A 21,536-nucleotide genomic window follows, 5' to 3' on the forward strand; every position below is an offset into this window, starting at 1 on the left:
AGACATCAAGAGGTAACGGCTGTGCCACGTTCACTGAAGAAAGGTCCTTTTATTGACCTTCACCTGTTGAAGAAGGTTGAGGTTGCAGTGGAAAAGAACGACCGCAAACCGATCAAGACCTGGTCGCGTCGTTCGATGATCCTGCCCAACATGGTCGGGCTCACCATTGCAGTCCATAACGGTCGCCAACACGTCCCGGTGCATGTCTCCGAGGAAATGGTTGGCCACAAGCTGGGCGAATTCGCTGCCACCCGCACGTATCGCGGTCATGCGGCGGACAAGAAAGCCAAACGGTAAGCCGAGAGAGGATTAGAGATGGAAGTCACAGCAAAGCTGCGTGGCGCTCGTTTATCCGCCCAGAAGGCCCGTTTGGTGGCTGACCAGGTGCGCGATAAGCCGGTCGCCGAGGCGCTCGACCTGCTGACCTTCTCCCCGAAGAAGGCCTCAAAGCTGGTCAAGAAGGTGCTGCAGTCCGCCATCGCGAATGCGGAAGAAAACAACGGCATGGATATCGACGAGCTGCGTGTCTCGACCATCTGCGTCGATGAGGGCATGACGCTCAAGCGCATCCGGCCGCGGGCCAAGGGCCGTGCGGACCGTATCCTGAAGCGCACCTGCCACATCACCGTCAAGGTAGCCGAGAAGTAGGAGTCGACCAGATGGGTCAGAAAGTCAATCCGACAGGCATTCGCCTGGGTATCGTCAAGGACCATACCTCGGTCTGGTATGCCGAGCGCGGCGCCTATGCCGACAAGCTGAACAACGACCTCGAAGTGCGTCGCTTCCTCGAGGAACGGCTGAAGAATGCCTCGGTGAGCAACATCATCATCGAGCGTCCGGCCAATAACGCCCGTATCACCATCCATACCGCGCGTCCGGGTATCGTGATCGGCAAGAAGGGCGAGGATGTCGACAAGCTTCGTCGTGACCTTGCTCAGATGATGGGCGTGCCGGTGCACGTCAACATCGAGGAAGTCCGCAAGCCGGAACTCGACGCCAAGCTCGTGGCACAGAATATCGCCGGCCAGCTCGAGCGTCGTGTGATGTTCCGTCGCGCGATGAAGCGTTCCGTCCAGAATGCCATGCGCCTGGGCGCCGGCGGTATCAAGGTGCAGCTCTCCGGCCGTCTCGGCGGCGCGGAAATCGCCCGTACCGAGTGGTACCGCGAGGGTCGTGTGCCGCTGCATACCCTGCGTGCGGACATCGACTTCGCCACCTACGAAGCTAAGACCACCTACGGCATCATTGGTGTCAAGGTCTGGATCTTCAAGGGTGAAATCCTCGGGGGCATCGAGGAGGTCCGCGCCAAGGCCAAGCAGTCCCAAGGCGCGCCCTCCAAGAAGAAAGGTTCCAGGTAAGGGGAGAGCGAATCGATGTTACAACCCAAGCGTCTCAAGTTCCGCAAGGTGCAGAAAGGTCGTAATCGCGGCCTCGCGCATCGCGGCAACAAGGTAAGCTTCGGCGAGTATGGCCTCAAGGCCACTGGCCGGGGTCGTGTCACCGCCCGTCAGATCGAAGCTGGTCGTCGTGCGATCACGCGTCACGTCAAGCGTGGCGGCAAGATCTGGATCCGGGTCTTCCCCGACAAGCCGATTTCCAAGAAGCCGTTGGAAGTCCGCATGGGTAAGGGCAAGGGCTCCGTCGAGTACTGGGTCGCACAGATTCAGCCCGGCCGTGTCCTGTACGAGATCGAAGGCGTATCCGAGGAGCTGGCTCGCGAGGCATTCGGCCTGGCCGCACAGAAGTTCCCGGTCTCCACCACCTTTGTGAAACGGACGGTGATGTGATGAAAGCCCAGGAAATTCGCGAGAAGTCAGCAGAACAGCTCCAGGAGCAGCTCTTCGAACTCCTCCGTGAGCAGTTCAACCTGCGCATGCAGAAGGCCACCGGCCAGTTGAGCCAGACTCATCTGCTCAAGCAGGTTCGTCGGGATATTGCCCGTGTGAAGACTGTGCTCAACGAGAAGGCAGGTGTCTGAGATGGCCGAAGCAAAGAAAGCCCGTACGCTCACCGGCAAGGTGGTGAGCGACAAGATGGACAAGTCCATCGTCGTCATGATCGAGCGTCGTGAGCGCCACCCGATCTATGGCAAGTACGTCAAGCGCTCCACCAAGCTGCACGCCCACGACGCGACCAACCAGGCCAAGGCCGGTGACACGGTGTCCATCGAGGAGTGCCGTCCGCTGTCCAAGAACAAGGCTTGGACGCTGGTCGAAGTCGTCGAACAGGCCAAGGGTTGATCGGCTAACGCCAGTCAAGCCTGCGCAGTCAGATTAGGTTTGGAGAAAACCGATGATTCAGACTCAGACAATGCTGGATGTCGCCGACAACAGCGGGGCGCGCCGGGTGCAGTGCATCAAGGTGCTCGGTGGTTCGCACCGCCGTTATGCCCGCGTCGGCGATATCATCAAAGTCACGGTGAAGGAAGCCATTCCGCGTGGCCGGGTCAAGAAAGGCCAGGTCCTCAAGGCGGTGGTGGTCCGCACCCGTAGTGGCGTCCGTCGTAACGACGGCTCGCTGATTCGCTTCGATGGAAATGCGGCCGTTTTGTTGAACAACATCAACGAACAGCCGGTCGGTACCCGGATCTTTGGGCCGGTGACCCGTGAGCTTCGTAACGAGAAGTTCATGAAGATCATTTCCTTGGCGCCTGAAGTGCTGTAAGGAGCGAGGCGGATATGCAAAAGATCAAACGTGACGACGAAGTGATCGTCATCGCCGGCAAGGACAAGGGCAAGCGTGGCACGGTCAAGCGCGTCCTCCAGGACGAACGCTATGTCGTGTCCGGTGTGAACATGATCAAACGTCACACCAAGCCCAATCCCATGGCGGGTAATCAGGGCGGTATCGTCGAGCGCGAGGCTCCGATTCACGCGTCCAACGTTGCCATCTTCAACCAGGAGACCGGTAAAGCGGATCGCGTCGGCTTCCAGGTTCAGGAAGACGGTACCAAGGTACGTATCTACAAGTCGACGCAAGCGCAGATCGACGCTTAACGCGAGTCGGGTAGCAAAATGGCGAACTTGAAAGAACGTTATCAAAACGAGGTGGCGGCTCAGCTGCAAGAGCAGTTCAGCTACGCCAACGTGATGCAGGTGCCCCGGATCACCAAGGTGACTCTGAACATGGGCATCGGCGACGCGATCAGCGATAAGAAGCTGATCGACAACGCCATCGGCGACCTGGAGAAGCTGTCCGGTCAGAAGCCGCTGGTAACCAAGGCACGCAAGTCCATCGCGGGCTTCAAGGTGCGTGAAGGCTGGCCGATCGGGATCAAGGTGACCCTGCGCCGTGAGCGTATGTGGGACTTCCTCGATCGCCTGGTGAATATCGCGATCCCCCGCGTTCGTGACTTCCGTGGTCTCAACCCGAAGTCCTTCGACGGTCGTGGCAACTACTCCATGGGGGTGCGTGAACAGATCATCTTCCCGGAGATCGAATATGATAAGATCGATCGGATCCGTGGTCTGGATGTCACCATTACCACCACCGCCAACACCGATGAAGAAGGTCGTGCGCTGCTTGGCGCGCTGAACTTCCCGTTCAAGAGATAAGGGTGGGATCATGGCAAAGAAAAGCATGGTAGAGCGTGAGGCGAAGCGCGCCAAGCTGGTGGAGAAGTACTCCGCCAAGCGCGCCGAGCTCAAGGCGATTATCCAGGACGTGAACGCTTCTGACGAAGAGCGCTTCGATGCACAGCTCAAGTTGCAGCAGCTGCCGCGTGACTCCAGCCCGGTGCGCAAGCGCAACCGCTGTCGCGTCACCGGCCGTCCGCACGGCTACTACAACAAGTTCGGCCTCGGCCGTAACAAGCTGCGTGAAGCCGCCATGCGTGGCGACGTGCCCGGGCTCAAGAAGTCCAGCTGGTAACGCCACGTAGAATCATCAGGAGCGCAACGTAAATGAGCATGCAAGACACTCTGGCGGATATGTTTACCCGTATCCGCAATGCGCAGATGGCCACCAAGGAGACGGTTTCCATGCCGTCTTCCAAGCTCAAGGTCGAGGTGGCCCGCGTGCTGAAGGAAGAAGGGTACGTCACTGACTATGACGTCAGCGACTCGGCCAAGCCCGAGCTGAACGTGACCCTCAAGTACTTCGAAGGCAAGCCGGTCATCGAGCATCTGCAGCGGGTCTCCAAGCCGTCCCTGCGCAACTACAAGGGCAAGGAATCTCTGCCCAAGGTTGCCGATGGCCTGGGTATCGCGATCGTCACCACCTCTCAAGGGGTGATGACAGACCGTGCGGCTCGCCAGGCTGGTGTCGGTGGTGAAGTCATCTGCACCGTATTCTAGGAGTTTGGAATGTCCCGCGTAGCCAAATATCCGGTTAAACTGCCCAGCGGCGTCGAGATCAAGCTCGATGGCGATCAGCTGTCCGTGAAGGGCGGCCAGGGCACGCTGTCCATGGCCGTGCACCCCGACGTGGCGATCGGCCAGGAAGACGGTCAGCTGTCTTTCAAGCCGAGCGAGTCCGCCAAGAGCTGGGCAATGGTCGGCACTACCCGTGCCCTGGTTCAGAACCTGGTCACCGGTGTGTCCGAGGGCTTCACCCGGACCCTCGAAATCAACGGCGTCGGTTATCGTGCCCAAGCCAAGGGCCAGACGCTCAACCTGACACTGGGCTTCTCCCACCCGGTCGACTATGAACTGCCCGAGGGTGTCACGGCGGAAACGCCGAAGAACACCACGATCGTGCTGAAAAGCGCGGACAAGCAGAAGCTCGGCCAGGTCGCTGCGGAAATCCGTGCCTTCCGTCCGCCCGAGCCCTACAAGGGCAAGGGGATTCGGTATGGTGACGAGCAGATCCGTCGCAAAGAAGCCAAGAAGAAGTAAGGCAGGGTTATGAACGCGAAGAAAGAATCTCGTCTCCGTCGTGCCCGCCGCGCTCGTGCCAAGATCCGCGAGCTGGGCGTGCATCGCCTGTGCGTCAATCGTACCCCGCGCCACATCTATGCGCAGATCATCTCGCCGGATGGTGGCAAGGTCCTGGCCAGTGCGTCCACGCTGGACAAGGCCCTGCGCGAGGGAGCGACCGGCAATGTCGACGCTGCCAGCAAGGTCGGCGAAATGATTGCCGAGCGCGCCAAGCAGGCTGGCATCACCCAAGTGGCTTTCGATCGCGCCGGTTTCAAGTACCACGGCCGCGTCAAGGCCCTGGCCGACGCCGCTCGTGAAGGCGGCCTGGAATTCTAAAGGGTTTTACGATGGCGAAGAACGAACAGCAAAACGGCGATCTGCAGGAAAAGCTCGTGCAGGTCAACCGTGTCGCCAAGGTGGTCAAGGGGGGGCGAATCTTCGGCTTCACCGCCTTGACCGTCGTGGGCGACGGTAACGGTCGTGTCGGCTTCGGTCGCGGCAAGGCTCGTGAGGTCCCGGTGGCCATCCAGAAGGCCATGGACCAGGCGCGCCGCAACATGGTCAAGGTCAACCTTTCCGGCAATACCCTGCAGTATTCCGTCAAGGCCCGTCACGGCGCCTCCAAGGTGTACATGCAGCCGGCTTCCGAAGGTACCGGGATCATCGCTGGCGGTGCCATGCGCTCCGTGCTCGAGCTGGCCGGTGTCCACGACGTTCTGGCCAAGTGCTACGGCTCCACCAATCCGGTGAACGTGGTACGGGCGACTGTCAATGGCCTGACCGCTCAGCGGTCGCCGGAAGACGTGGCTGCCAAGCGCGGTCTGTCAGTCGAAGCGATCACGGGGTAAACACCATGTCAGCAACGATCAAGGTTACCCAGACCCGCAGTACCATCGGCGTGCTGGCCAAGCACAAGGCCACCATGAATGGCCTCGGCCTGCGTCGTATCGGTCACACGGTCGAACTGGAAGACACCCCTGCCGTGCGCGGCATGATCCACAAGGTGAATTACCTTGTGCGTGTTGAGGGAGAGTAATCCATGAAACTCAATAGCCTGAGCCCGGCACCGGGCTCCAAGCACGCCGAGAAGCGCGTCGGCCGTGGCATGGGCTCCGGTCTGGGCAAGACCGGTGGCCGTGGCCACAAGGGTCTCAAGTCGCGTAGTGGCGGTAGCGTGAAGCCCGGCTTCGAGGGCGGTCAGATGCCGCTGCAGCGTCGTCTGCCGAAGTTCGGTTTCACCTCTGCCAAGGCCCTGGCTTCCGAGGAAGTCCGCCTGGCCGAACTGGCCCGGGTCGAAGGTGGCGAGGTCACCCTGGAAACCCTCAAGCAAGCCAACGTGCTCAAGGATGCCACACGGTATGCCAAGGTGATCCTTTCCGGCGAACTGAACCAAGCGGTTACCGTCCGCGGCCTCAAGGTCACCAAGGGTGCCCGTGCCGCGATCGAAGCTGCTGGCGGCAAGGTAGAGGACTAAATGGCCAAGTCAGGAAACATGCCGGCGATGGGCAGCGGTCTGAGTGAACTATGGGCGCGTCTGCGCTTCGTGCTCCTCGCCATCGTGGTCTACCGTATCGGTGCCCACATCCCCGTTCCCGGTATCAATCCTGACCAGCTTGCTGCCTTGTTCAGGGAGCAGCAGGGCACCATCCTGGGCATGTTCAACATGTTCTCGGGCGGTGCCCTGGAGCGCATGAGTATCCTCGCCCTGGGCATCATGCCCTACATCTCGGCGTCGATCATCATGCAGCTGCTGACCGCCGTCTCGCCCCAGCTCGAGCAGTTGAAGAAGGAAGGCGAGGCCGGGCGTCGCAAGATCAGCCAGTACACGCGCTATGGCACCGTGCTCCTGGCGCTCATCCAGGCCACCGGCATGTCCGTCGGCCTGGCGAGTCAAGGGATCGCCTATACGGCCGATTTCAGCTTCTATTTCACCGCCATCGTGACCTTCGTCTGCGGGGCGGTGTTCCTGATGTGGCTGGGCGAGCAGATCACCGAGAAGGGTATCGGCAACGGCATTTCGCTGCTGATTTTCTCGGGGATCGTCGCTGGGTTGCCGGGTGCCGTGGGGCAAGCTTTCGAGCTGGCCCGCAACGAGGGCGCCTGGAACGTGCTGCCGCTGTTGGCCCTGTCCGCGCTGGGCATCGCCACCGTGGCCTTCGTGGTATTCATCGAGCGTGGCCAGCGCCGCCTTACGGTGAACTATCCGCGTCGTCAGGTCGGTAACAAGATGTATGCCGGCCAGAGCAGCTACCTGCCGCTGAAGGTGAACATGGCGGGCGTGATTCCGGCGATCTTTGCCTCGAGCATCCTGCTGTTCCCGGCATCGCTGGGGCAGTGGATCGGTGCCGGGGACGGCATGGAGTGGCTGCAGCGGGCATCCCAGGCCCTGGGTCCTGGTCAGCCGCTTTACATCTTGCTTTTCGCGGCGGCGGTGGTATTCTTCTGCTTCTTTTACACAGCGCTGGTCTTCAACCCCAAGGATGTCGCCGACAATCTCAAGAAGTCGGGGGCCTTCCTGCCGGGTATCCGTCCCGGTGAGCAGACCGCTCGCTACGTCGACAAGGTCATGACGCGCTTGACCTTGTTCGGTGCTCTCTACATCACTGCGGTTTCCCTGATGCCCCAGTTCCTGATCGTGGCCTGGAACGTGCCGTTCTTCTTCGGCGGTACCTCGCTGCTGATCGTGGTCGTGGTCATCATGGACTTCATGGCCCAGGTGCAGTCGCACCTCATGTCGCATCAGTACGAGTCGGTGATGAAGAAGTCGAACCTGAAAGGCTACGGCAGCGGCGGCATGATGCGCTGAAGGCGCCGTCGACCGATTTGACGCGCCGCGAGCCGAATTTGGAGAAAGAACGATGAAAGTTCGAGCTTCCGTGAAGAAAATGTGCCGCAACTGCAAGATCATTCGTCGCAATGGCGCCGTGCGCGTCATCTGCAGCGAGCCGCGGCACAAGCAGCGCCAGGGCTGAGTCCCTGGGCTGTCATGAACCGGGTGCCGGCATGCCCCTTGCCCTCTGGTAGGGAAAGGGGTATGCTGTTGCGCCTTTTGTAGATGATTAAACGAGCAAGCCGCTCAGAAAACGCCGACTGAATCGGCGTGCGGAGTGAAGCGCTAGGCGCACGGCGCGCAGGAACCAGAGCCTATTGGTATAGGTGAGGATTTCGAGCACCGCGCAACGAAGCGATTCGCCCGGGCAGCCATTCAAGCGGTTTTTCGCAAACTTCGGAGTAAGCTGATGGCCCGTATTGCAGGCGTCAATATCCCGGACAACAAGCATGCGGCGATCTCGCTGACCTATATCTTCGGGATTGGCCGTACGCGCGCTCAGGAAATCTGTGTCGCGGCCGGCATCGCACCGACCACCAAGGTTCAGGAACTGTCCTCTGAAGAAGTGGACACCCTTCGTGCCGAGGTCGGCAAGCATACCGTTGAAGGCGATCTTCGTCGTGATGTGACGCTGAACATCAAGCGTCTCATGGACCTGGGTTGCTATCGTGGTCTGCGTCATCGTCGTGGTCTTCCGCTGAACGGTCAGCGTACCAAGACCAATGCGCGTACCCGCAAGGGCCCGCGCAAGCCGATTCGCAAATAACACGCACGTTCTGGCGTAACGACAGGAATAGACATCAACATGGCTAACCCGCGTAGCAACCGTAAAAAGGTTAAAAAGCAGGTAGTGGATGCCGTCGCGCATATCCACGCCTCTTTTAACAACACGATCATTACGATCACAGACCGCCAGGGCAATGCGCTCTCCTGGGCGACTGCCGGTGGTTCGGGTTTTCGTGGTTCTCGCAAGAGCACCCCGTTCGCTGCTCAAGTGGCAAGTGAACGTGCAGCGACTGCTGCAGCCGAGTATGGTGTGAAAAACGTCGACGTGCTGGTCAAAGGCCCCGGTCCGGGTCGTGAATCCGCCGTGCGTGCACTGAATGCCGCCGGCTTCCGCGTGCAAAGCATCACCGACGCGACGCCCATTCCCCACAATGGCTGCCGTCCGCCGAAGAAACGCCGCGTTTAAGGAGACAGATTCATGGCTCGTTATATTGGACCGAAGTGCAAACTGTCTCGTCGTGAAGGCACCGACCTCTTCCTCAAGAGCGGTGTCACTCCCTTCGAGAAGAAGTGCAAATCCGAGCAGATCCCGGGTGTGCACGGCCAGCGTCGTCAGCGTATTTCCGACTACGGCTTGCAGCTTCGCGAGAAGCAGAAAGTACGTCGCATGTACGGCGTGCTCGAAAAGCAGTTCCGCAACTACTACAAGGAAGCAGCCCGCCTGAAGGGTGCGACCGGTGAGCTGTTGCTGCAACTGCTTGAATCCCGACTGGACAACGTCGTCTACCGCATGGGCTTCGGCTCCACGCGTTCCGAGGCACGTCAGCTGGTCAGTCACAAGGCGATTGCCGTCAATGGCAAGACCGTCAATGTGGCGTCCTACCAGGTCAAGCCGGGGGATGTGGTCTCCGTTCGCGAGAAGGCCAAGAACCAGGCCCGCATCCAGAATGCCCTCGGCATCGCCGCCAACCGTGGCGACGTGGCCTGGGTCGAGATCGATGCCAAGAAGATGGAAGGCACTTTCAAGGCTCTGCCTGAACGCGGTGACCTGTCTGCCGACATCAACGAAAACCTGATCGTCGAGCTGTACTCGAAATAAGCGGCCGGGCCGCGCCGCTTCCCGTTGACGGGAAGCGGCTTTCAGAACCGAGTATCCGTTTGGCAGCCTGAAAGGTGTTCATATGCAGCGTTCAGTGACAGAGTTTCTCCGTCCTCGCGATATCAAGGTCGAAGAGATCAGCGCACACCACGCGAAGATCGTGCTCGAACCCTTCGAGCGTGGCTTCGGCCACACGCTGGGGAATGCACTGCGTCGCATCCTGCTCTCGTCCATGCCCGGCTGTGCCGTGGTAGAGGCCGAGATCGCCGGTGTTGACCATGAGTACAGCGCGATCGAGGGTGTCCAGGAAGATGTCATCGAAATCCTCCTGAACCTCAAGGACGTGGCGATCAAGATGCATAGCCGCGACGAGGCGGTGCTCTCGCTGAACAAGCAGGGCCCGGCCGTCGTGACTGCGGGAGACATTGCCATCGACCATGATGTCGATATCGTCAATCCCGAGCATGTCATCGCCCACGTCAACGAGGGTGCAGAGCTGAAGATGCAGCTCAAGATTGCACGTGGCCGCGGCTACGAACCGGCCGACGTGCGTGGCGATGCCGACGACGAGTCTCGTGCCATCGGCCGCCTGCAGCTGGATGCGACCTTCAGCCCCGTACGTCGGGTTTCCTACTCCGTCGAAGCGGCGCGCGTCGAACAGCGTACCGACCTCGACAAGCTGATCATTGATCTGGAAACCGACGGTACCCTGGATCCGGAAGAGGCGATCCGTCGCAGCGCGACCATTCTGCAAGAGCAGTTGGCCGCGTTCGTCGACCTGGAAGCCGACAAGGAACAGGAAGTCGAGGAGGAAGAGGATCACATCGATCCGATCCTGCTGCGCCCCGTGGACGATCTCGAGTTGACCGTTCGCAGCGCCAACTGTTTGAAAGCCGAGAATATCTATTACATCGGGGACCTGATCCAGCGCACCGAGGTGGAGCTGCTGAAGACCCCGAACCTCGGCAAGAAGTCCCTGAACGAGATCAAGGACGTGTTGGCCGCCCGCGGTCTGTCCCTCGGCATGCGGCTGGAGAATTGGCCGCCCGCTAGCCTGAAGGACGACAAGGCCTCCGCGTGAGCGTCGACTCGAGTCCCAGTTTGGTAAGGAATCACAACCATGCGTCATCGTAAGAGTGGTCGTCACCTGAATCGTACCAGCTCACATCGTCAGGCCATGTTCAAGAACATGTGCGTGTCGCTGGTCGAGCACGAAGTGATCAAGACAACCCTGCCCAAGGCCAAGGAGCTGCGTCGTCATATCGAGCCGCTGATCACCCTGGCCAAGCAGGACAGCGTCGCCAACCGGCGTCTGGCCTTTAGCCGTACCCGCTCCAAGGAAACGGTCGGCAAGCTCTTCAATGAGCTGGGTCCGCGTTATGCCGAGCGCCCGGGTGGTTACGTCCGTGTGCTGAAGTGCGGTTACCGCACCGGCGACAACGCCCCCATGGCCTATGTCGAACTGGTCGACCGTCCGGTCGTCGAGGAAGCCGCCGAGGACTGATCCTCGTGCCGCGACCTCAAGGTCCGACAGCAAAACCGGCTCCCCTCGGGGAGCCGGTTTTTTTAGTTTGAAGCTTGAAGAACGGCGCTGCGCGCCTGGAAGCTGGAATACGAGCTACGAGCTACGAGCTACGAGCTACGAGCTACGAGCTACGAGCTACGAGCCCGAGTCGCGACTTTGCGCTGCTCGTGGCTCGCGTCTCGTCACTCGTTTGAGCTTCGCGCCCGGCTCAGGCCTCCGCGCTGCTTGTGGCGCGCGGCTCGCCGCTCGTGGCGCGTTCGAGCATCGGTTTGAGGAAGCGGCCGGTGTGCGAGGTGCTGTCCTTGGCGACCTGTTCCGGGGTGCCTTCGGCGATGATGCGGCCGCCGCCGGAGCCGCCTTCGGGGCCCATGTCGATGAGCCAGTCGGCGGTCTTGATGACGTCCAGGTTGTGCTCGATCACCACGATGGTGTTGCCGTGGTCGCGCAGCCGGTGGAGCACCGTCAGCAACTGGCGGATATCCTCGAAATGCAGGCCGGTGGTCGGCTCGTCGAGAATGTAGAGCGTCTTGCCGGTGTCGCGCTTGGCCAGTTCGCGGGCCAGCTTGACCCGCTGGGCTTCGCCGCCGGACAGGGTGGTGGCGCTCTGGCCCAGGCGGATGTAGGACAGCCCCACGTCCATCAGCGTCTGCAGGCGTCGGGCGATGGCCGGCACCGGCGAGAAGAATTCCAGGGCCTCCTCGACGGTCATCTCGAGCACTTCGTGGATGCTCTTGCCCTTGTAGGCGATCTCCAGGGTTTCGCGGTTGTAGCGCTTGCCCTTGCAGACATCGCAGGGCACGTAGATGTCCGGCAGGAAATGCATCTCCACCTTGATCATGCCTTCGCCCTGGCAGGCCTCGCAGCGGCCACCCTTGACGTTGAAGGAGAAGCGCCCCGGCTTGTAGCCGCGTGCGCGGGCCTCCTGAGTACCGGCGAACAGTTCGCGGATTGGCGTGAAGATGCCGGTGTAGGTGGCCGGGTTGGAACGCGGCGTGCGGCCGATGGGGCTCTGGTCGATGTCGATGACCTTGTCCAGCGCCTCGAGCCCTACGATCTTTTCGTAGGTAGAGGGGCTCATGGCGGTCGCTCGGTTGAGCTCCCGGGCGGCGATGGGCATGAGCGTCGAGTTGATCAGCGTCGACTTGCCGGAACCCGAGACGCCGGTCACGCAGACGAAGAGCCCCAGCGGCAGCGTCAGGGTGACGTCCTGCAGGTTGTTGCCGGAGGCTCCGGACAGCACGACCTGCTTCTCCGGATTGCCGGGGATTCGCCAGGGCGGTATCTCGATGCGGCGCTGCCTGGCCAGGTACTGCCCGGTCAGTGACTCTGGTGTCGCCATGATGTCGTCGGGCGTGCCCTGGGCGACGATGCGACCGCCATGCACGCCGGCCCCGGGGCCGATGTCGAGCACGTGGTCGGCGGCCCGAATGGCGTCCTCGTCATGTTCGACCACGATGACGGTATTGCCTAGGTCGCGTAGTCGCTCCAGGGTCTGGAGCAGGCGATCGTTATCGCGCTGGTGCAGGCCGATGGAAGGCTCGTCGAGGATGTACATGACGCCCACCAGGCCGGCGCCGATCTGGCTGGCCAGGCGGATGCGCTGGGCCTCGCCGCCGGAGAGCGTTTCGGCGCTGCGCTCCAGGTTGAGATAGTCGAGTCCCACGTTGACGAGGAATTCCAGTCGCGCGCGGATCTCGTTGAGGATCTTTTCGGCGATTTCCCCCCGGCGGCCGGGCAGCGATAACCCCTGGAAGTAATCCAGCGATTCGCCGATGGGCAGGCCGACCACGTCCGGCAGGGTGCGCTCATCGATGTAGACGTGGCGAGCTTCCTTGCGCAGTCGGCTGCCCTGGCAGGCGGGGCAAGCCTGGGTCGAGATGTAGCGGGCGAGCTCCTCGCGTACCGCGCTGGATTCGGTCTCCCGGTAGCGGCGCTGCATGTTGGGCAGCACGCCCTCGAAGGGGTGTTCGCGGGTCACCTTGCGGCCCCGGTCGTTGACGTAACTGAAGGCGATGTCGTCGCCACCGCTGCCGTGGAGGACGAGCTCGCGCTCGTGGCGCGCCAGGTCCTGCCAGGCGGTTTCCAGAGTGAAGCGGTAGTGATCGGCCACGGCCTGGAGCTGATTGAAATAGTAGACGCTGCGCCGGTCCCAGCCCTTGATCACGCCTTCGGCGAGCGACAGTTCAGGGTGGCTGATCAGCTTGTCCGGCGCGAAGAACTGCTGGACGCCCAGGCCATCGCAGGTGGAGCAGGCACCGGCCGGGTTGTTGAAGGAGAACATCCGGGGTTCGAGCTCGGCGATGGAATAGCCGCACACCGGACAGGCGAAGCGTGACGAGAAGGCGATATCCTCGGCCTCGCCGTCCATGAAATGCACCACGGCGGTGCCGTCGGCCAGCCCCAGGGCCGTCTCGAAGGACTCGGCCAGGCGCTGTGACAGACCGTCGCGGACCTTGATGCGGTCGACCACCACGCTGATGTCATGCTTCTTGTTCTTGTCCAGCGGGGCGATGTCGTCGAGTTCGAGCACCTGGCCATCGACCATTGCACGGACGAAGCCCTGGGCGCGCAATTCGGCGAGCAACTGCAGATGCTCGCCCTTGCGGCCACTGACCACCGGCGCCAGCAACATCAGCTTGCTGCCTTCGGGCAAGGCCAGCACCTGGTCGACCATCTGCGAGATGGTCTGGGCCTCGAGGTCTTCGCCGTGTTCCGGGCAGCGCGGCGTGCCGGCACGGGCATAGAGCAGGCGCAGGTAGTCGTAGATTTCGGTAATGGTACCGACGGTGGACCGCGGGTTGTGGGACGTGGACTTCTGCTCGATGGAGATCGCCGGCGACAGCCCCTCGATATGGTCGACGTCCGGCTTTTCCATCATCGACAGGAACTGGCGGGCATAGGTGGAGAGCGATTCCACGTAGCGTCGCTGGCCTTCCGCGTAGAGCGTATCGAAGGCCAGCGACGACTTGCCGGAGCCCGACAGGCCGGTGACCACGATCAACTTGTCCCGCGGCAACTCGACGTCGATCTGCTGGAGGTTGTGGGTGCGCGCACCCCTGACCAGAATCTTGTCCATTCCCACCTCGCGAGACGCGGCAAAAGGCCGATTATACGTGGCCGCTCATGGCCCCGGCAAAGCCTCGGCTCGCTTCGGCTTCCCCCAGGTGGTGACGAAACGCTAGAATATGCGGTCCATTCAAGGGCGCCAGCCCGTTCACGGAAACGCGATTCCTATGCGAAAGGTCTCTGGACTGCTGTTGGCTTCCGAGCGTCGTGCCATCACCGGCCTGGCGGGGCTCTATGCCTCGAGGATGCTGGGGTTGTTCATGGTGCTGCCGGTGCTGGCACTGCATGCGGAAGACCTCAGTGGTGCGACACCGTTGCTGGTTGGCCTGGCACTGGGCATTTACGGCCTGACCCAGGCCGCCCTGCAGATCCCGTTCGGTCTGGTCTCGGATCGTATCGGCCGCAAGCCGGTCATTGCCTTCGGTCTCTGTCTGTTCATGGTTGGCAGCATGGTGGCGGCTCAGGCCGACAGCATTGCCGGCATCATCATCGGGCGCTGTCTGCAGGGGAGTGGCGCCGTGGCCGCCGCCATCATGGCGTTGCTGGCAGATCAGACCCGTGAGCAGGTGCGCACCGCGGCCATGGCCACCATCGGGCTATCCATCGGCGTGGCGTTTGCCGTGGCCATGGTCCTGGGGCCGCTGGTCGCGTCCCGGTTCGGGCTGGCCGGCGTATTCTGGTTCACCGCCGGACTCTCCGCGGTGGGGCTGGCTGTGCTGTGGAAGCTGGTGCCGCCGGCGCCGCGGCGTGGCCATCATCGTGATGTGGGGCTGGACCGTGGACAGCTCGCCGGCATTCTCGGGCGGGTCGATCTGTGGCGCATGGATGTCTCGATCTTTTCCCTGCATCTCATCCTGATGGCGATCTTCGTTGCCGTGCCGTTCCGCCTGGTCGATGCCGGGATCGAAAGCGCGCAACAGGGCTGGGTGTATCTCGGTGTCATGGCGGTGGCCTTCATCGCCATGGTCCCCTTGGTGATCGTGGCCGAGAAGCGGCGCCAGATGAAGGTCATGTGCCTGGGGTCGATTGCCGCGATCACCCTGAGTCTGGTCGGCCTGGCCGGTTTTGCCGAGGGCCTGCGCGGCCTGCTGGTGTGGTTGCTGGTCTTCTTCACGGCGTTCAATCTGCTCGAGGCGACCCTGCCGTCGATGCTCAGCAAGCTGGCGCCGGCCGGCGCCAAGGGAACGGCCATGGGGCTCTACTCCACCAGTCAGTTCCTGGGCGCTTTCCTGGGCGGCGTGCTGGGGGGGTGGCTGTCTCAGCAGTGGGGGCTTGCCGCGGTGTTCGTAGGATGTGCCATGCTGGGAGGCGTCTGGCTGGCACTGATGGCCGGCATGACACCGCCACGACATCTTTCCAGTGAAGTGGTCGCGCTGGACGAGCGACATCGCGACGATGCACTGGATACCCTGATGGCGAAGTTTGCCGATGTCGCAGGCGTCGAGGATGTCTTGGTGGTACCGGAAGAGCGACTGGCCTACCTCAAGGTCGACCGTCAGCGTCTCGATGAAACGGCCCTGGCGGAACTGGTCGCCCGGGGCAGGGAGCAGGACGGTGCTTGAACCCACCGGGTCGTGAGACCCTGACATGATGGCGGTGCCGGTACGCCGGCGCCAAGGAATCCGCAGCACTACGTATTCATAAGGAGTCAACCATGGCCCGTGGCGTCAACAAGGTCATACTCATCGGCAACCTCGGGCAGGACCCGGAAGTGCGCTTCACGCCCTCCGGTACCGCGGTGGCCAATCTCAACCTGGCAACCACCGATACCTGGACCGACCGTCAGAGCGGTCAGCGTCAGGAGCGCACCGAGTGGCACCGGGTGGTGATGTTCAACAAGCTGGCCGAGATTTCCCAGCAGTATCTGCGCAAGGGCTCCAAGCTGTACGTCGAAGGGCGCCTGCAGACCCGCAAATGGCAGGATCAGAACGGCCAAGATCGTTACAGCACCGAGATCGTCGCCAACGACATGCAGATGCTCGACTCGCGCGGTGGCGACATGGGCGGAGCTCCACAGGGCGGCTTCGGTGGTGGTCAGCCTCAGCCGCAGCAACAACCTCAACAACCTCAACAGCCGCAACAGGGCGGTTTCGGCGGTCAGCCGCAGCAGGGCGGCAGCTATGGCGGTGGCCAGCCGCAGCAGCGTCCCCCGCAGCAACCGGCCCCGAATCAAGGTGGCCAGCAGGGTGGCAACTACGGAGCGCCCGATCCGGGCAGCTTCGATGATTTCGATGACGAGATCCCGTTCTAGGGGATGCTGTCCTCCCCACGTAACGCCCCGCTTCGACGGGGCGTTTCGCTGTCTGGGGGTACCCGGCATGGCGCGTCAGCCCCTCCGCGCGTTCGGCATGCCGGAGCCGCTCAGGTCTCGGCAATCCGCTCGATCAGCGGCCGCCAGTCTGGGCTGACGGCCAGGCCGAAGGCTTCACGAAGGGTATGCTCCAGGCCGTCGGCATCCAGCAGGGTGCGCGTCTGTTGGCCGTCGATCGTGCGCACCGTGAGTCGTCGATCCGCCAGGCTGTAGCGTGCCTCCGGGGTGCTGAGTGCCACGGTCAGGTGATGGCGGAAATGCGACGCCGGGTGCGCGGCGGTGTACCAGTTGGGCAATGCGTAGTCACTGTCGAGTTGCGGTGTCGGCGCGAGCTCGTAGAGGGAGTGCCAGCGGTCGTCGATCCACACCTGCAGCCGCCAGCCATCGCCGAAGGGCAGGACCCGGTAGAGGCCATGGGAGGTCGGTTGTGGCGCGCTGGACGTCATGTCGAGCGGTGTCGTGGGCATGTTGCCGCCGAAGCCGACATCGACCAGCCAGGGGGTGTCGCCCAGCCAGACCCGGAGGGCCATATGGGTCGGTAGGCCGGGGGCGCTGCCGGCCGGGGCCTGCCAGAGCACTCGCGCGATCAGGCCGTCGACGCGAAAGCCGAAGGCTTCAAGGGCGCGCTTGAAGAGGTTGTTGTGCTCGAAGCAGTAGCCGCCGCGCCGGCCGTCGATCAGCTTGGCATCGATGCGCTCGGGACTCAGGTCGATGGTCTTGCCCAACAGGACATCGAGATTCTCGAAGGCGATGGCGGCGGGATGGTGTTCCTGCAGCGCCGTGAGTGTGCGGAGGCTTGCCTCCCTGGGGCCCCGGTAGCCGATTCGTTCGCAGTAGGCGTCCAGGTCGGTCGTGGCTGTGGCCTCGCCATCGAGGACCGAGATGACGCGGGATACCGCAAGCGAGGCGGGGGCCTCGAGCAACGGGGTGTGCGAGCCGAGTAGCTCGAGGGCTCGGTGGCGCTCGGCTCGAGGAGTGTCGGGGGCATGGATGCCTACGTCGAACCCGGGGTTGGCAAGGTGCGCAACCGATGCTTCTTCGCCCGTCGCGACGCCGAGTTCGGTCAGCTCGTCACGCAATGCCTCCAGCGTCCGGGGCGCATAGCCCAGCAACAAGGCCCGTTTCGTTGTCGTGGCGCCATGTCGGTTCTGGGCTCGAGGCTGTGTGACGGCCCCATCATGCTGCTGGGTGCGATCACCAGGATTGAGGGATGATGACATCTGGCGTGTCTCCTTGGTCGTGGGTCGAGAGAACACGTCAGGTTATAGGTCCTCAAGTATAGTTGAGGTCAAGGCCTTGCCGAGACGCCGGTCTGCCCCTTGAAGCGGGTGCCGAATGCCGGACTATCATCGAGGGAGTGGCCGCGTGTGGTCGGGAGATCGTGTAAAATACGGAGCCCTGGACCGCCAAAGCGTCGATCGTCAGGGCGCGTGACGCGACGCGGTCGCCCCATGGCCGAGTAAGGAGCCGCCGTGAAGCTGCTGATACTGGATGCCGGTCACTGTCTGAGCCTGGCGCTGGCTCGAGAGAGCAATCGGCGCAGTGATGTCGAACTGGTTATCGAGCCCGGGCTGGACCTGTCGCCCGAACGCCTCGATGAGGTGGTTCCCGATGCGCTGATCATCCCGCCGCTGTCGCACCCGATCAATGCCGATCCGGCCTCGGTGACGGCGCATGCCGAGGCGGTAGAAGCCTGTATGCGGGCCTGTCGCGAGCGCGACGTTCCGCTGGTCTGGTGTGTTTCCGATCAGCTCTATGAAGAGGGCTTCGAGGGGCCCATCGATGAACATGTGATTCCCGAGCCGCGGGATGATGGCCTGAGACACCTGGTGCGCACGGGAGACCGTATCCGCGCCGAGCTGCCCCGCCATCTGATCGTTCGTCTCGGCCCGCTCTTCGCCCTCGAGGGCAGTCATGCCTGGCTCGGCGAGTTGCTCGACAGCCTGACGGAAGGGGACGAACTGCGCGCCGCCGCCGATGTGATCTTCTGCCCCACGTCCTCCGATGCCGTCGCCATGGCGTTGATCGGCATGCTGCAGCAACAACATTGTGGCGCCAATGCCTGGGGCAGCTATCACCTGGCGGGCACGGAACCGGTCAGTGCCTACACCTTCGTCTCGATGGTCCGTACCCAGCTGGCCACGCGTCTCGAGGGGCGCGGCGAGTCGGTCGAGCTGGGTAGCGTCAAGGCACTGAGCCATCATCATGACCAGCCGCTGCGCCGGGTGCTCAATTGCCGTCGTGTCCTGGAGGCCTTCGGCGTGCATCAGAAACCCTGGCGACTCGAGGTGGGCCGCATGCTGGACCTGTGGTGCCTGGCGAGGGACGAAGAAGAGAGTACGACAGGGGAGCCCGGGAAGGCATGAATGTCATTCGCAGCACGGTTTTCTACATCGGCTACTTCCTGGCCATGCTCATCTGCGGGGTGTTGTTCCTGCCGCCTTCGCCTTTCCTGCCACTGGCGCATCGCTATCGTCTGCTCAACCTCTATAACCATTTCATCATCGCCTGGTTTCGGCTGACCTGCGGCGTGCGTTACGAGGTTCATGGGCGTGAACGTCTGCCCGATGGCCCCTGTGTCCTGCTGGCCAACCACCAATGCGAGTGGGAAACCGTCTATCTACAGTTGCTCAAGCCGCCGGTCTGCACGGTGCTCAAGAGGGAGCTGCTCAATATCCCGATCTTTGGCTGGGGGTTGCGGCTGCTGCACCCCATCGCCCTGGATCGCAGCAAGCCGGCCCGTGCCATGAAGCAGGTGCTGACCCAGGGCAAGCAGCGTCTCGAGGAAGGGCTCTCGGTGCTGATCTTTCCGGAGGGAACCCGTGTCGAGCCCGGGCAACGGCGGCGCTACAACAAGAGCGGTGCCGTGATCGCCTGTCGGGCCGGCATGCCGGTGGTGCCGGTAGCCCACAATGCCGGTGAGCGCTGGCCGGGGCGTCACTGGGTCAAGCGCCCGGGGCGTCTGACAGTGGTGGTCGGTGAGCCTATCGAGACCGTCGGGCGCACCGCGGAAGAGGTGCTGGCCGAAACCGAGGCCTGGATCGAGGCGCAGCTCGCCGAGATCTCCGAGGTGCCGCGGCCGCGCAACGAGCGCCAGGCGGTTGATGGCGAAACCCAGCCGAGCTGATTTTCCCGAGAACGCAGCCGGGAGGCGCCTGGCACGAGAAGGGCGCCTCTGGGACGCCCTTGACGGTCTGCCTTGCAGGTGACCGGTGTCAGTCGTGGTATCGCTGCAGCACCAGACAGGCGTTGGTGCCACCGAACCCGAAGCTGTTGGATAGCACGCGCTCCACTGGCGTGTCGCGGCGCTCGGTGACGATATCGAAGCCTGCGGCCTGCTCGTCGAGATTTTCCACGTTGGCCGAGGCGGCGATGAAGTCGTTTTCCATCATCAGCAGCGAGTAGATGGTTTCCTGCACCCCGGTGGCGCCCAGCGAGTGGCCGGTCAACGACTTGGTGGAGCTCATCGCCGGCGTGGTATTGCCGAATACCTCGCGCACGGCCTGGAGTTCAGCCACATCGCCCACTGGCGTGGACGTGCCGTGGGTGTTGATGTAGTCGATGTCGCCATCCACGGAAGCCATTGCCTGACGCATGCAGCGCACCGCGCCTTCCCCGGATGGGGCGACCATGTCATGGCCGTCGGAGGTCGCGCCGTAGCCCACCAGCTCGGCATAGATCTTGGCGCCGCGGGCCTTGGCATGCTCCAGTTCCTCGAGTACCAGCATGCCGCCGCCACCGGCGATGACGAAGCCGTCACGGGCCTGGTCATAGGGGCGAGAGGCCTGCTCGGGGGACTCGTTGTACTGGGTCGACAGTGCGCCCATGGCATCGAATAGGCAGGACAGTGTCCAGTGCTCTTCTTCGCCGCCGCCGGCGAAGACCACATCCTGCTTGCCGAGCTGGATCTGTTCCATGGCATTGCCGATGCAGTGTGCCGAGGTGGCGCAGGCCGAGGAAATCGAATAGTTGACGCCCTTGATCTGGAAGGGCGTGGCCAGGCAGGCGGAGACGGTGCTGCCCATGGTGCGGGTGACGCGGTAGGGGCCAACGCGACGCAGCCCTTTTTCGCGCATGACATCGGCGGCCTCCACCTGGTTGGCACTGGAGGCGCCGCCGGAACCGGCAATCAGGCCGGTACGCTCGTTGGAGACTTGTTCCGGGGCGAGGCCCGAGTCCTCGATGGCCTGGGCCATGGACACGTAGGCATAGGCTGCCGCGTCGCCCATGAAGCGCCGCAGCTTGCGGTCGACCAGCGTCTCGAGGTCGATGTCGACGACGCCCGCGACCTGGCTGCGGAAGCCCCGCTCGGCGTAGTCGTCCTTGAAGCGAATGCCCGAGCGTCCCTGGCGCAGTGCCTCGAGAACGTGTTGTGCGTCGTTGCCCAGGCAGGACACGATGCCCAGGCCGGTGACTACCACTCGTCGCATGGAAGCCTCCTGTTCAGAAATTCGCGGTGGAGGTGAACAGGCCGACACGAAGGTCGTTGGCCTGATAGATGTCGCGGCCATCGACGGAGACGGTGCCGTCGGCCATGCCGAGGATCAGGCGCCGGGTGATGATGCGCTTGATATTGATATGGTAGGTGACCTTTTGGGCCTCGGGCAGGATCTGGCCGGTGAACTTGACCTCTCCGCAGCCTAGCGCGCGCCCTCGACCGGGATGGCCCAGCCAGCCCAGATAGAAGCCGACGAGCTGCCACATGGCATCGAGGCCAAGACAACCCGGCATCACGGGGTCGCCGGGAAAATGGCAGTCGAAGAACCACAGGTCCGGGTGAATATCCAGCTCGGCGATCAGTTCGCCCTTGCCGTGTTCGCCACCCGCTTCATGGATGTGCGTGATGCGATCGAGCATCAGCATGTTGGGCGCCGGCAATTGGGCGTTGCCGGGGCCGAACAACTCGCCACGGCTGCATGCCAGCAGTGCTTCGCGATCAAAGGAATGTTGCTTGGTCACTGAATCGTTCCGAGAGTCGAGATTACTGTATGCCGTTTTACGGCATGCGACCGCCAGGCGGCACCGCCTAGTCTACTGTTCGCGTTCGTCGAATGCACGCCGAGCGGGCATTGAGCTTTTCCCCTTGCCTTGGGGTACAGTGATTCGCTTTGCGGTCGATA

General features: G+C 62.5%; 31 protein-coding genes. 27 read left to right on the forward strand and 4 right to left on the reverse strand.

The features are described from left to right. The first annotated feature begins 21 nt into the window (after positions 1-21). From rpsS to rplQ, 23 genes are all read left to right on the forward strand, one after another. Positions 22-297, forward strand: coding sequence for a 30S ribosomal protein S19 (rpsS, locus tag RSO41_RS08905; protein ID WP_013330996.1), 276 nt, complete (start codon positions 22-24; stop codon positions 295-297). A gap of 18 nt (positions 298-315) precedes the next feature. After that, complete coding sequence (gene rplV / locus RSO41_RS08910) at positions 316-648, forward strand: 50S ribosomal protein L22 (RefSeq protein ID WP_275288018.1); 333 nt, start codon at positions 316-318, stop codon at positions 646-648. 11 nt (positions 649-659) lie between these two features. Continuing rightward, on the forward strand, positions 660-1,358 hold the full coding sequence (rpsC, locus tag RSO41_RS08915) for a 30S ribosomal protein S3 (RefSeq protein WP_064700139.1): 699 nt from the start codon (positions 660-662) through the stop codon (positions 1,356-1,358). A 15-nt stretch (positions 1,359-1,373) separates the two neighbouring features. After that, on the forward strand, positions 1,374-1,787 hold the full coding sequence (gene rplP / locus RSO41_RS08920; protein WP_149322616.1) for a 50S ribosomal protein L16: 414 nt from the start codon (positions 1,374-1,376) through the stop codon (positions 1,785-1,787). Further along, positions 1,787-1,978 carry a 50S ribosomal protein L29 gene (rpmC, locus tag RSO41_RS08925; protein ID WP_013331000.1) on the forward strand — a complete coding sequence of 64 codons (192 nt, stop codon included), beginning with the start codon at positions 1,787-1,789 and terminating at the stop codon, positions 1,976-1,978. The genes rplP and rpmC overlap by 1 nt, the downstream gene beginning before the upstream one ends. A gap of 1 nt (position 1,979) precedes the next feature. Next, positions 1,980-2,240, forward strand: coding sequence for a 30S ribosomal protein S17 (gene rpsQ, locus RSO41_RS08930; RefSeq protein WP_275288017.1), 261 nt, complete (start codon positions 1,980-1,982; stop codon positions 2,238-2,240). A gap of 52 nt (positions 2,241-2,292) precedes the next feature. Beyond that, positions 2,293-2,664: a 50S ribosomal protein L14 gene (rplN, locus tag RSO41_RS08935; RefSeq protein ID WP_064700141.1), complete on the forward strand. Its 372-nt coding sequence runs from the start codon at positions 2,293-2,295 to the stop codon at positions 2,662-2,664. A gap of 14 nt (positions 2,665-2,678) precedes the next feature. Then, a complete protein-coding gene (gene rplX / locus RSO41_RS08940; protein ID WP_315618754.1) occupies positions 2,679-2,996 on the forward strand; it encodes a 50S ribosomal protein L24 in 318 nt (105 codons plus the stop codon). 18 nt (positions 2,997-3,014) lie between these two features. After that, positions 3,015-3,554, forward strand: coding sequence for a 50S ribosomal protein L5 (rplE, locus tag RSO41_RS08945; protein WP_275288016.1), 540 nt, complete (start codon positions 3,015-3,017; stop codon positions 3,552-3,554). A gap of 10 nt (positions 3,555-3,564) precedes the next feature. After that, positions 3,565-3,870: a 30S ribosomal protein S14 gene (rpsN, locus tag RSO41_RS08950; protein WP_315618755.1), complete on the forward strand. Its 306-nt coding sequence runs from the start codon at positions 3,565-3,567 to the stop codon at positions 3,868-3,870. A 32-nt stretch (positions 3,871-3,902) separates the two neighbouring features. After that, positions 3,903-4,295: a 30S ribosomal protein S8 gene (rpsH, locus tag RSO41_RS08955; RefSeq protein ID WP_275288014.1), complete on the forward strand. Its 393-nt coding sequence runs from the start codon at positions 3,903-3,905 to the stop codon at positions 4,293-4,295. Positions 4,296-4,304: 9 nt separating this feature from the next. Next, on the forward strand, positions 4,305-4,835 hold the full coding sequence (rplF, locus tag RSO41_RS08960; RefSeq protein WP_315618756.1) for a 50S ribosomal protein L6: 531 nt from the start codon (positions 4,305-4,307) through the stop codon (positions 4,833-4,835). A 9-nt stretch (positions 4,836-4,844) separates the two neighbouring features. Continuing rightward, entirely contained in the window at positions 4,845-5,195 is a 351-nt protein-coding gene (gene rplR / locus RSO41_RS08965; RefSeq protein WP_315618757.1) for a 50S ribosomal protein L18, read from the forward strand. A gap of 11 nt (positions 5,196-5,206) precedes the next feature. Beyond that, positions 5,207-5,707: a 30S ribosomal protein S5 gene (gene rpsE, locus RSO41_RS08970; RefSeq protein WP_315618758.1), complete on the forward strand. Its 501-nt coding sequence runs from the start codon at positions 5,207-5,209 to the stop codon at positions 5,705-5,707. Between the two features lie 5 nt (positions 5,708-5,712). Then, positions 5,713-5,895, forward strand: a complete 183-nt coding sequence (gene rpmD, locus RSO41_RS08975; RefSeq protein ID WP_040183116.1) for a 50S ribosomal protein L30 — start codon at positions 5,713-5,715, stop codon at positions 5,893-5,895. A 3-nt stretch (positions 5,896-5,898) separates the two neighbouring features. Further along, positions 5,899-6,333 carry a 50S ribosomal protein L15 gene (gene rplO, locus RSO41_RS08980; RefSeq protein WP_315618759.1) on the forward strand — a complete coding sequence of 145 codons (435 nt, stop codon included), beginning with the start codon at positions 5,899-5,901 and terminating at the stop codon, positions 6,331-6,333. Continuing rightward, on the forward strand, positions 6,334-7,665 hold the full coding sequence (gene secY, locus RSO41_RS08985; RefSeq protein ID WP_315618760.1) for a preprotein translocase subunit SecY: 1,332 nt from the start codon (positions 6,334-6,336) through the stop codon (positions 7,663-7,665). A gap of 52 nt (positions 7,666-7,717) precedes the next feature. After that, on the forward strand, positions 7,718-7,831 hold the full coding sequence (gene rpmJ, locus RSO41_RS08990) for a 50S ribosomal protein L36 (protein ID WP_008959154.1): 114 nt from the start codon (positions 7,718-7,720) through the stop codon (positions 7,829-7,831). A gap of 267 nt (positions 7,832-8,098) precedes the next feature. Continuing rightward, positions 8,099-8,455, forward strand: a complete 357-nt coding sequence (rpsM, locus tag RSO41_RS08995) for a 30S ribosomal protein S13 (protein ID WP_149322606.1) — start codon at positions 8,099-8,101, stop codon at positions 8,453-8,455. Positions 8,456-8,494: 39 nt separating this feature from the next. After that, positions 8,495-8,881, forward strand: coding sequence for a 30S ribosomal protein S11 (gene rpsK / locus RSO41_RS09000; RefSeq protein ID WP_013331014.1), 387 nt, complete (start codon positions 8,495-8,497; stop codon positions 8,879-8,881). Between the two features lie 12 nt (positions 8,882-8,893). Next, positions 8,894-9,514, forward strand: a complete 621-nt coding sequence (gene rpsD, locus RSO41_RS09005) for a 30S ribosomal protein S4 (protein ID WP_275288010.1) — start codon at positions 8,894-8,896, stop codon at positions 9,512-9,514. Positions 9,515-9,596: 82 nt separating this feature from the next. Next, positions 9,597-10,595, forward strand: a complete 999-nt coding sequence (locus RSO41_RS09010) for a DNA-directed RNA polymerase subunit alpha (protein WP_315618761.1) — start codon at positions 9,597-9,599, stop codon at positions 10,593-10,595. A gap of 39 nt (positions 10,596-10,634) precedes the next feature. Then, positions 10,635-11,018, forward strand: a complete 384-nt coding sequence (gene rplQ, locus RSO41_RS09015; protein WP_013331017.1) for a 50S ribosomal protein L17 — start codon at positions 10,635-10,637, stop codon at positions 11,016-11,018. Positions 11,019-11,247: 229 nt separating this feature from the next. Here the strand turns inward: rplQ and uvrA are convergent, their stop codons facing one another. Further along, positions 11,248-14,115: an excinuclease ABC subunit UvrA gene (gene uvrA, locus RSO41_RS09020; RefSeq protein ID WP_315618762.1), complete on the reverse strand. Its 2,868-nt coding sequence runs from the start codon at positions 14,113-14,115 to the stop codon at positions 11,248-11,250. A 157-nt stretch (positions 14,116-14,272) separates the two neighbouring features. Here uvrA and RSO41_RS09025 point away from each other — a divergent pair, with 157 nt between their 5' ends. Both RSO41_RS09025 and ssb read left to right on the forward strand, forming a co-directional pair. Next, positions 14,273-15,667 carry an MFS transporter gene (locus RSO41_RS09025; protein ID WP_315618763.1) on the forward strand — a complete coding sequence of 465 codons (1,395 nt, stop codon included), beginning with the start codon at positions 14,273-14,275 and terminating at the stop codon, positions 15,665-15,667. 92 nt (positions 15,668-15,759) lie between these two features. Continuing rightward, a complete protein-coding gene (gene ssb, locus RSO41_RS09030) occupies positions 15,760-16,356 on the forward strand; it encodes a single-stranded DNA-binding protein (RefSeq protein ID WP_315618764.1) in 597 nt (198 codons plus the stop codon). Between the two features lie 110 nt (positions 16,357-16,466). On the opposite strand, the gene RSO41_RS09035 is transcribed toward ssb, so the two are convergent. After that, the gene (locus RSO41_RS09035) at positions 16,467-17,636 is read right to left on the reverse strand and encodes an arylamine N-acetyltransferase (protein ID WP_315618765.1); all 1,170 of its coding nucleotides are present in this window, start codon (positions 17,634-17,636) and stop codon (positions 16,467-16,469) included. A 252-nt stretch (positions 17,637-17,888) separates the two neighbouring features. Between RSO41_RS09035 and RSO41_RS09040 the strand changes: the two genes are divergently transcribed. Together RSO41_RS09040 and RSO41_RS09045 are read left to right on the forward strand one after the other, a co-directional pair. After that, a complete protein-coding gene (locus RSO41_RS09040; protein WP_315618766.1) occupies positions 17,889-18,782 on the forward strand; it encodes a sugar nucleotide-binding protein in 894 nt (297 codons plus the stop codon). After that, on the forward strand, positions 18,779-19,543 hold the full coding sequence (locus RSO41_RS09045; protein ID WP_315618767.1) for a lysophospholipid acyltransferase family protein: 765 nt from the start codon (positions 18,779-18,781) through the stop codon (positions 19,541-19,543). The genes RSO41_RS09040 and RSO41_RS09045 overlap by 4 nt, the downstream gene beginning before the upstream one ends. Before the next feature lie 88 nt (positions 19,544-19,631). Here the strand turns inward: RSO41_RS09045 and fabB are convergent, their stop codons facing one another. Both fabB and fabA read right to left on the reverse strand, forming a co-directional pair. Beyond that, on the reverse strand, positions 19,632-20,846 hold the full coding sequence (fabB, locus tag RSO41_RS09050) for a beta-ketoacyl-ACP synthase I (RefSeq protein ID WP_315618768.1): 1,215 nt from the start codon (positions 20,844-20,846) through the stop codon (positions 19,632-19,634). A gap of 13 nt (positions 20,847-20,859) precedes the next feature. Continuing rightward, on the reverse strand, positions 20,860-21,375 hold the full coding sequence (gene fabA, locus RSO41_RS09055; RefSeq protein ID WP_315618769.1) for a 3-hydroxyacyl-[acyl-carrier-protein] dehydratase FabA: 516 nt from the start codon (positions 21,373-21,375) through the stop codon (positions 20,860-20,862). Positions 21,376-21,536: the final 161 nt, after the last annotated feature.

The organism is Halomonas sp. I1 (genome assembly GCF_032334135.1).
GTDB lineage: Bacteria > Pseudomonadota > Gammaproteobacteria > Pseudomonadales > Halomonadaceae > Halomonas.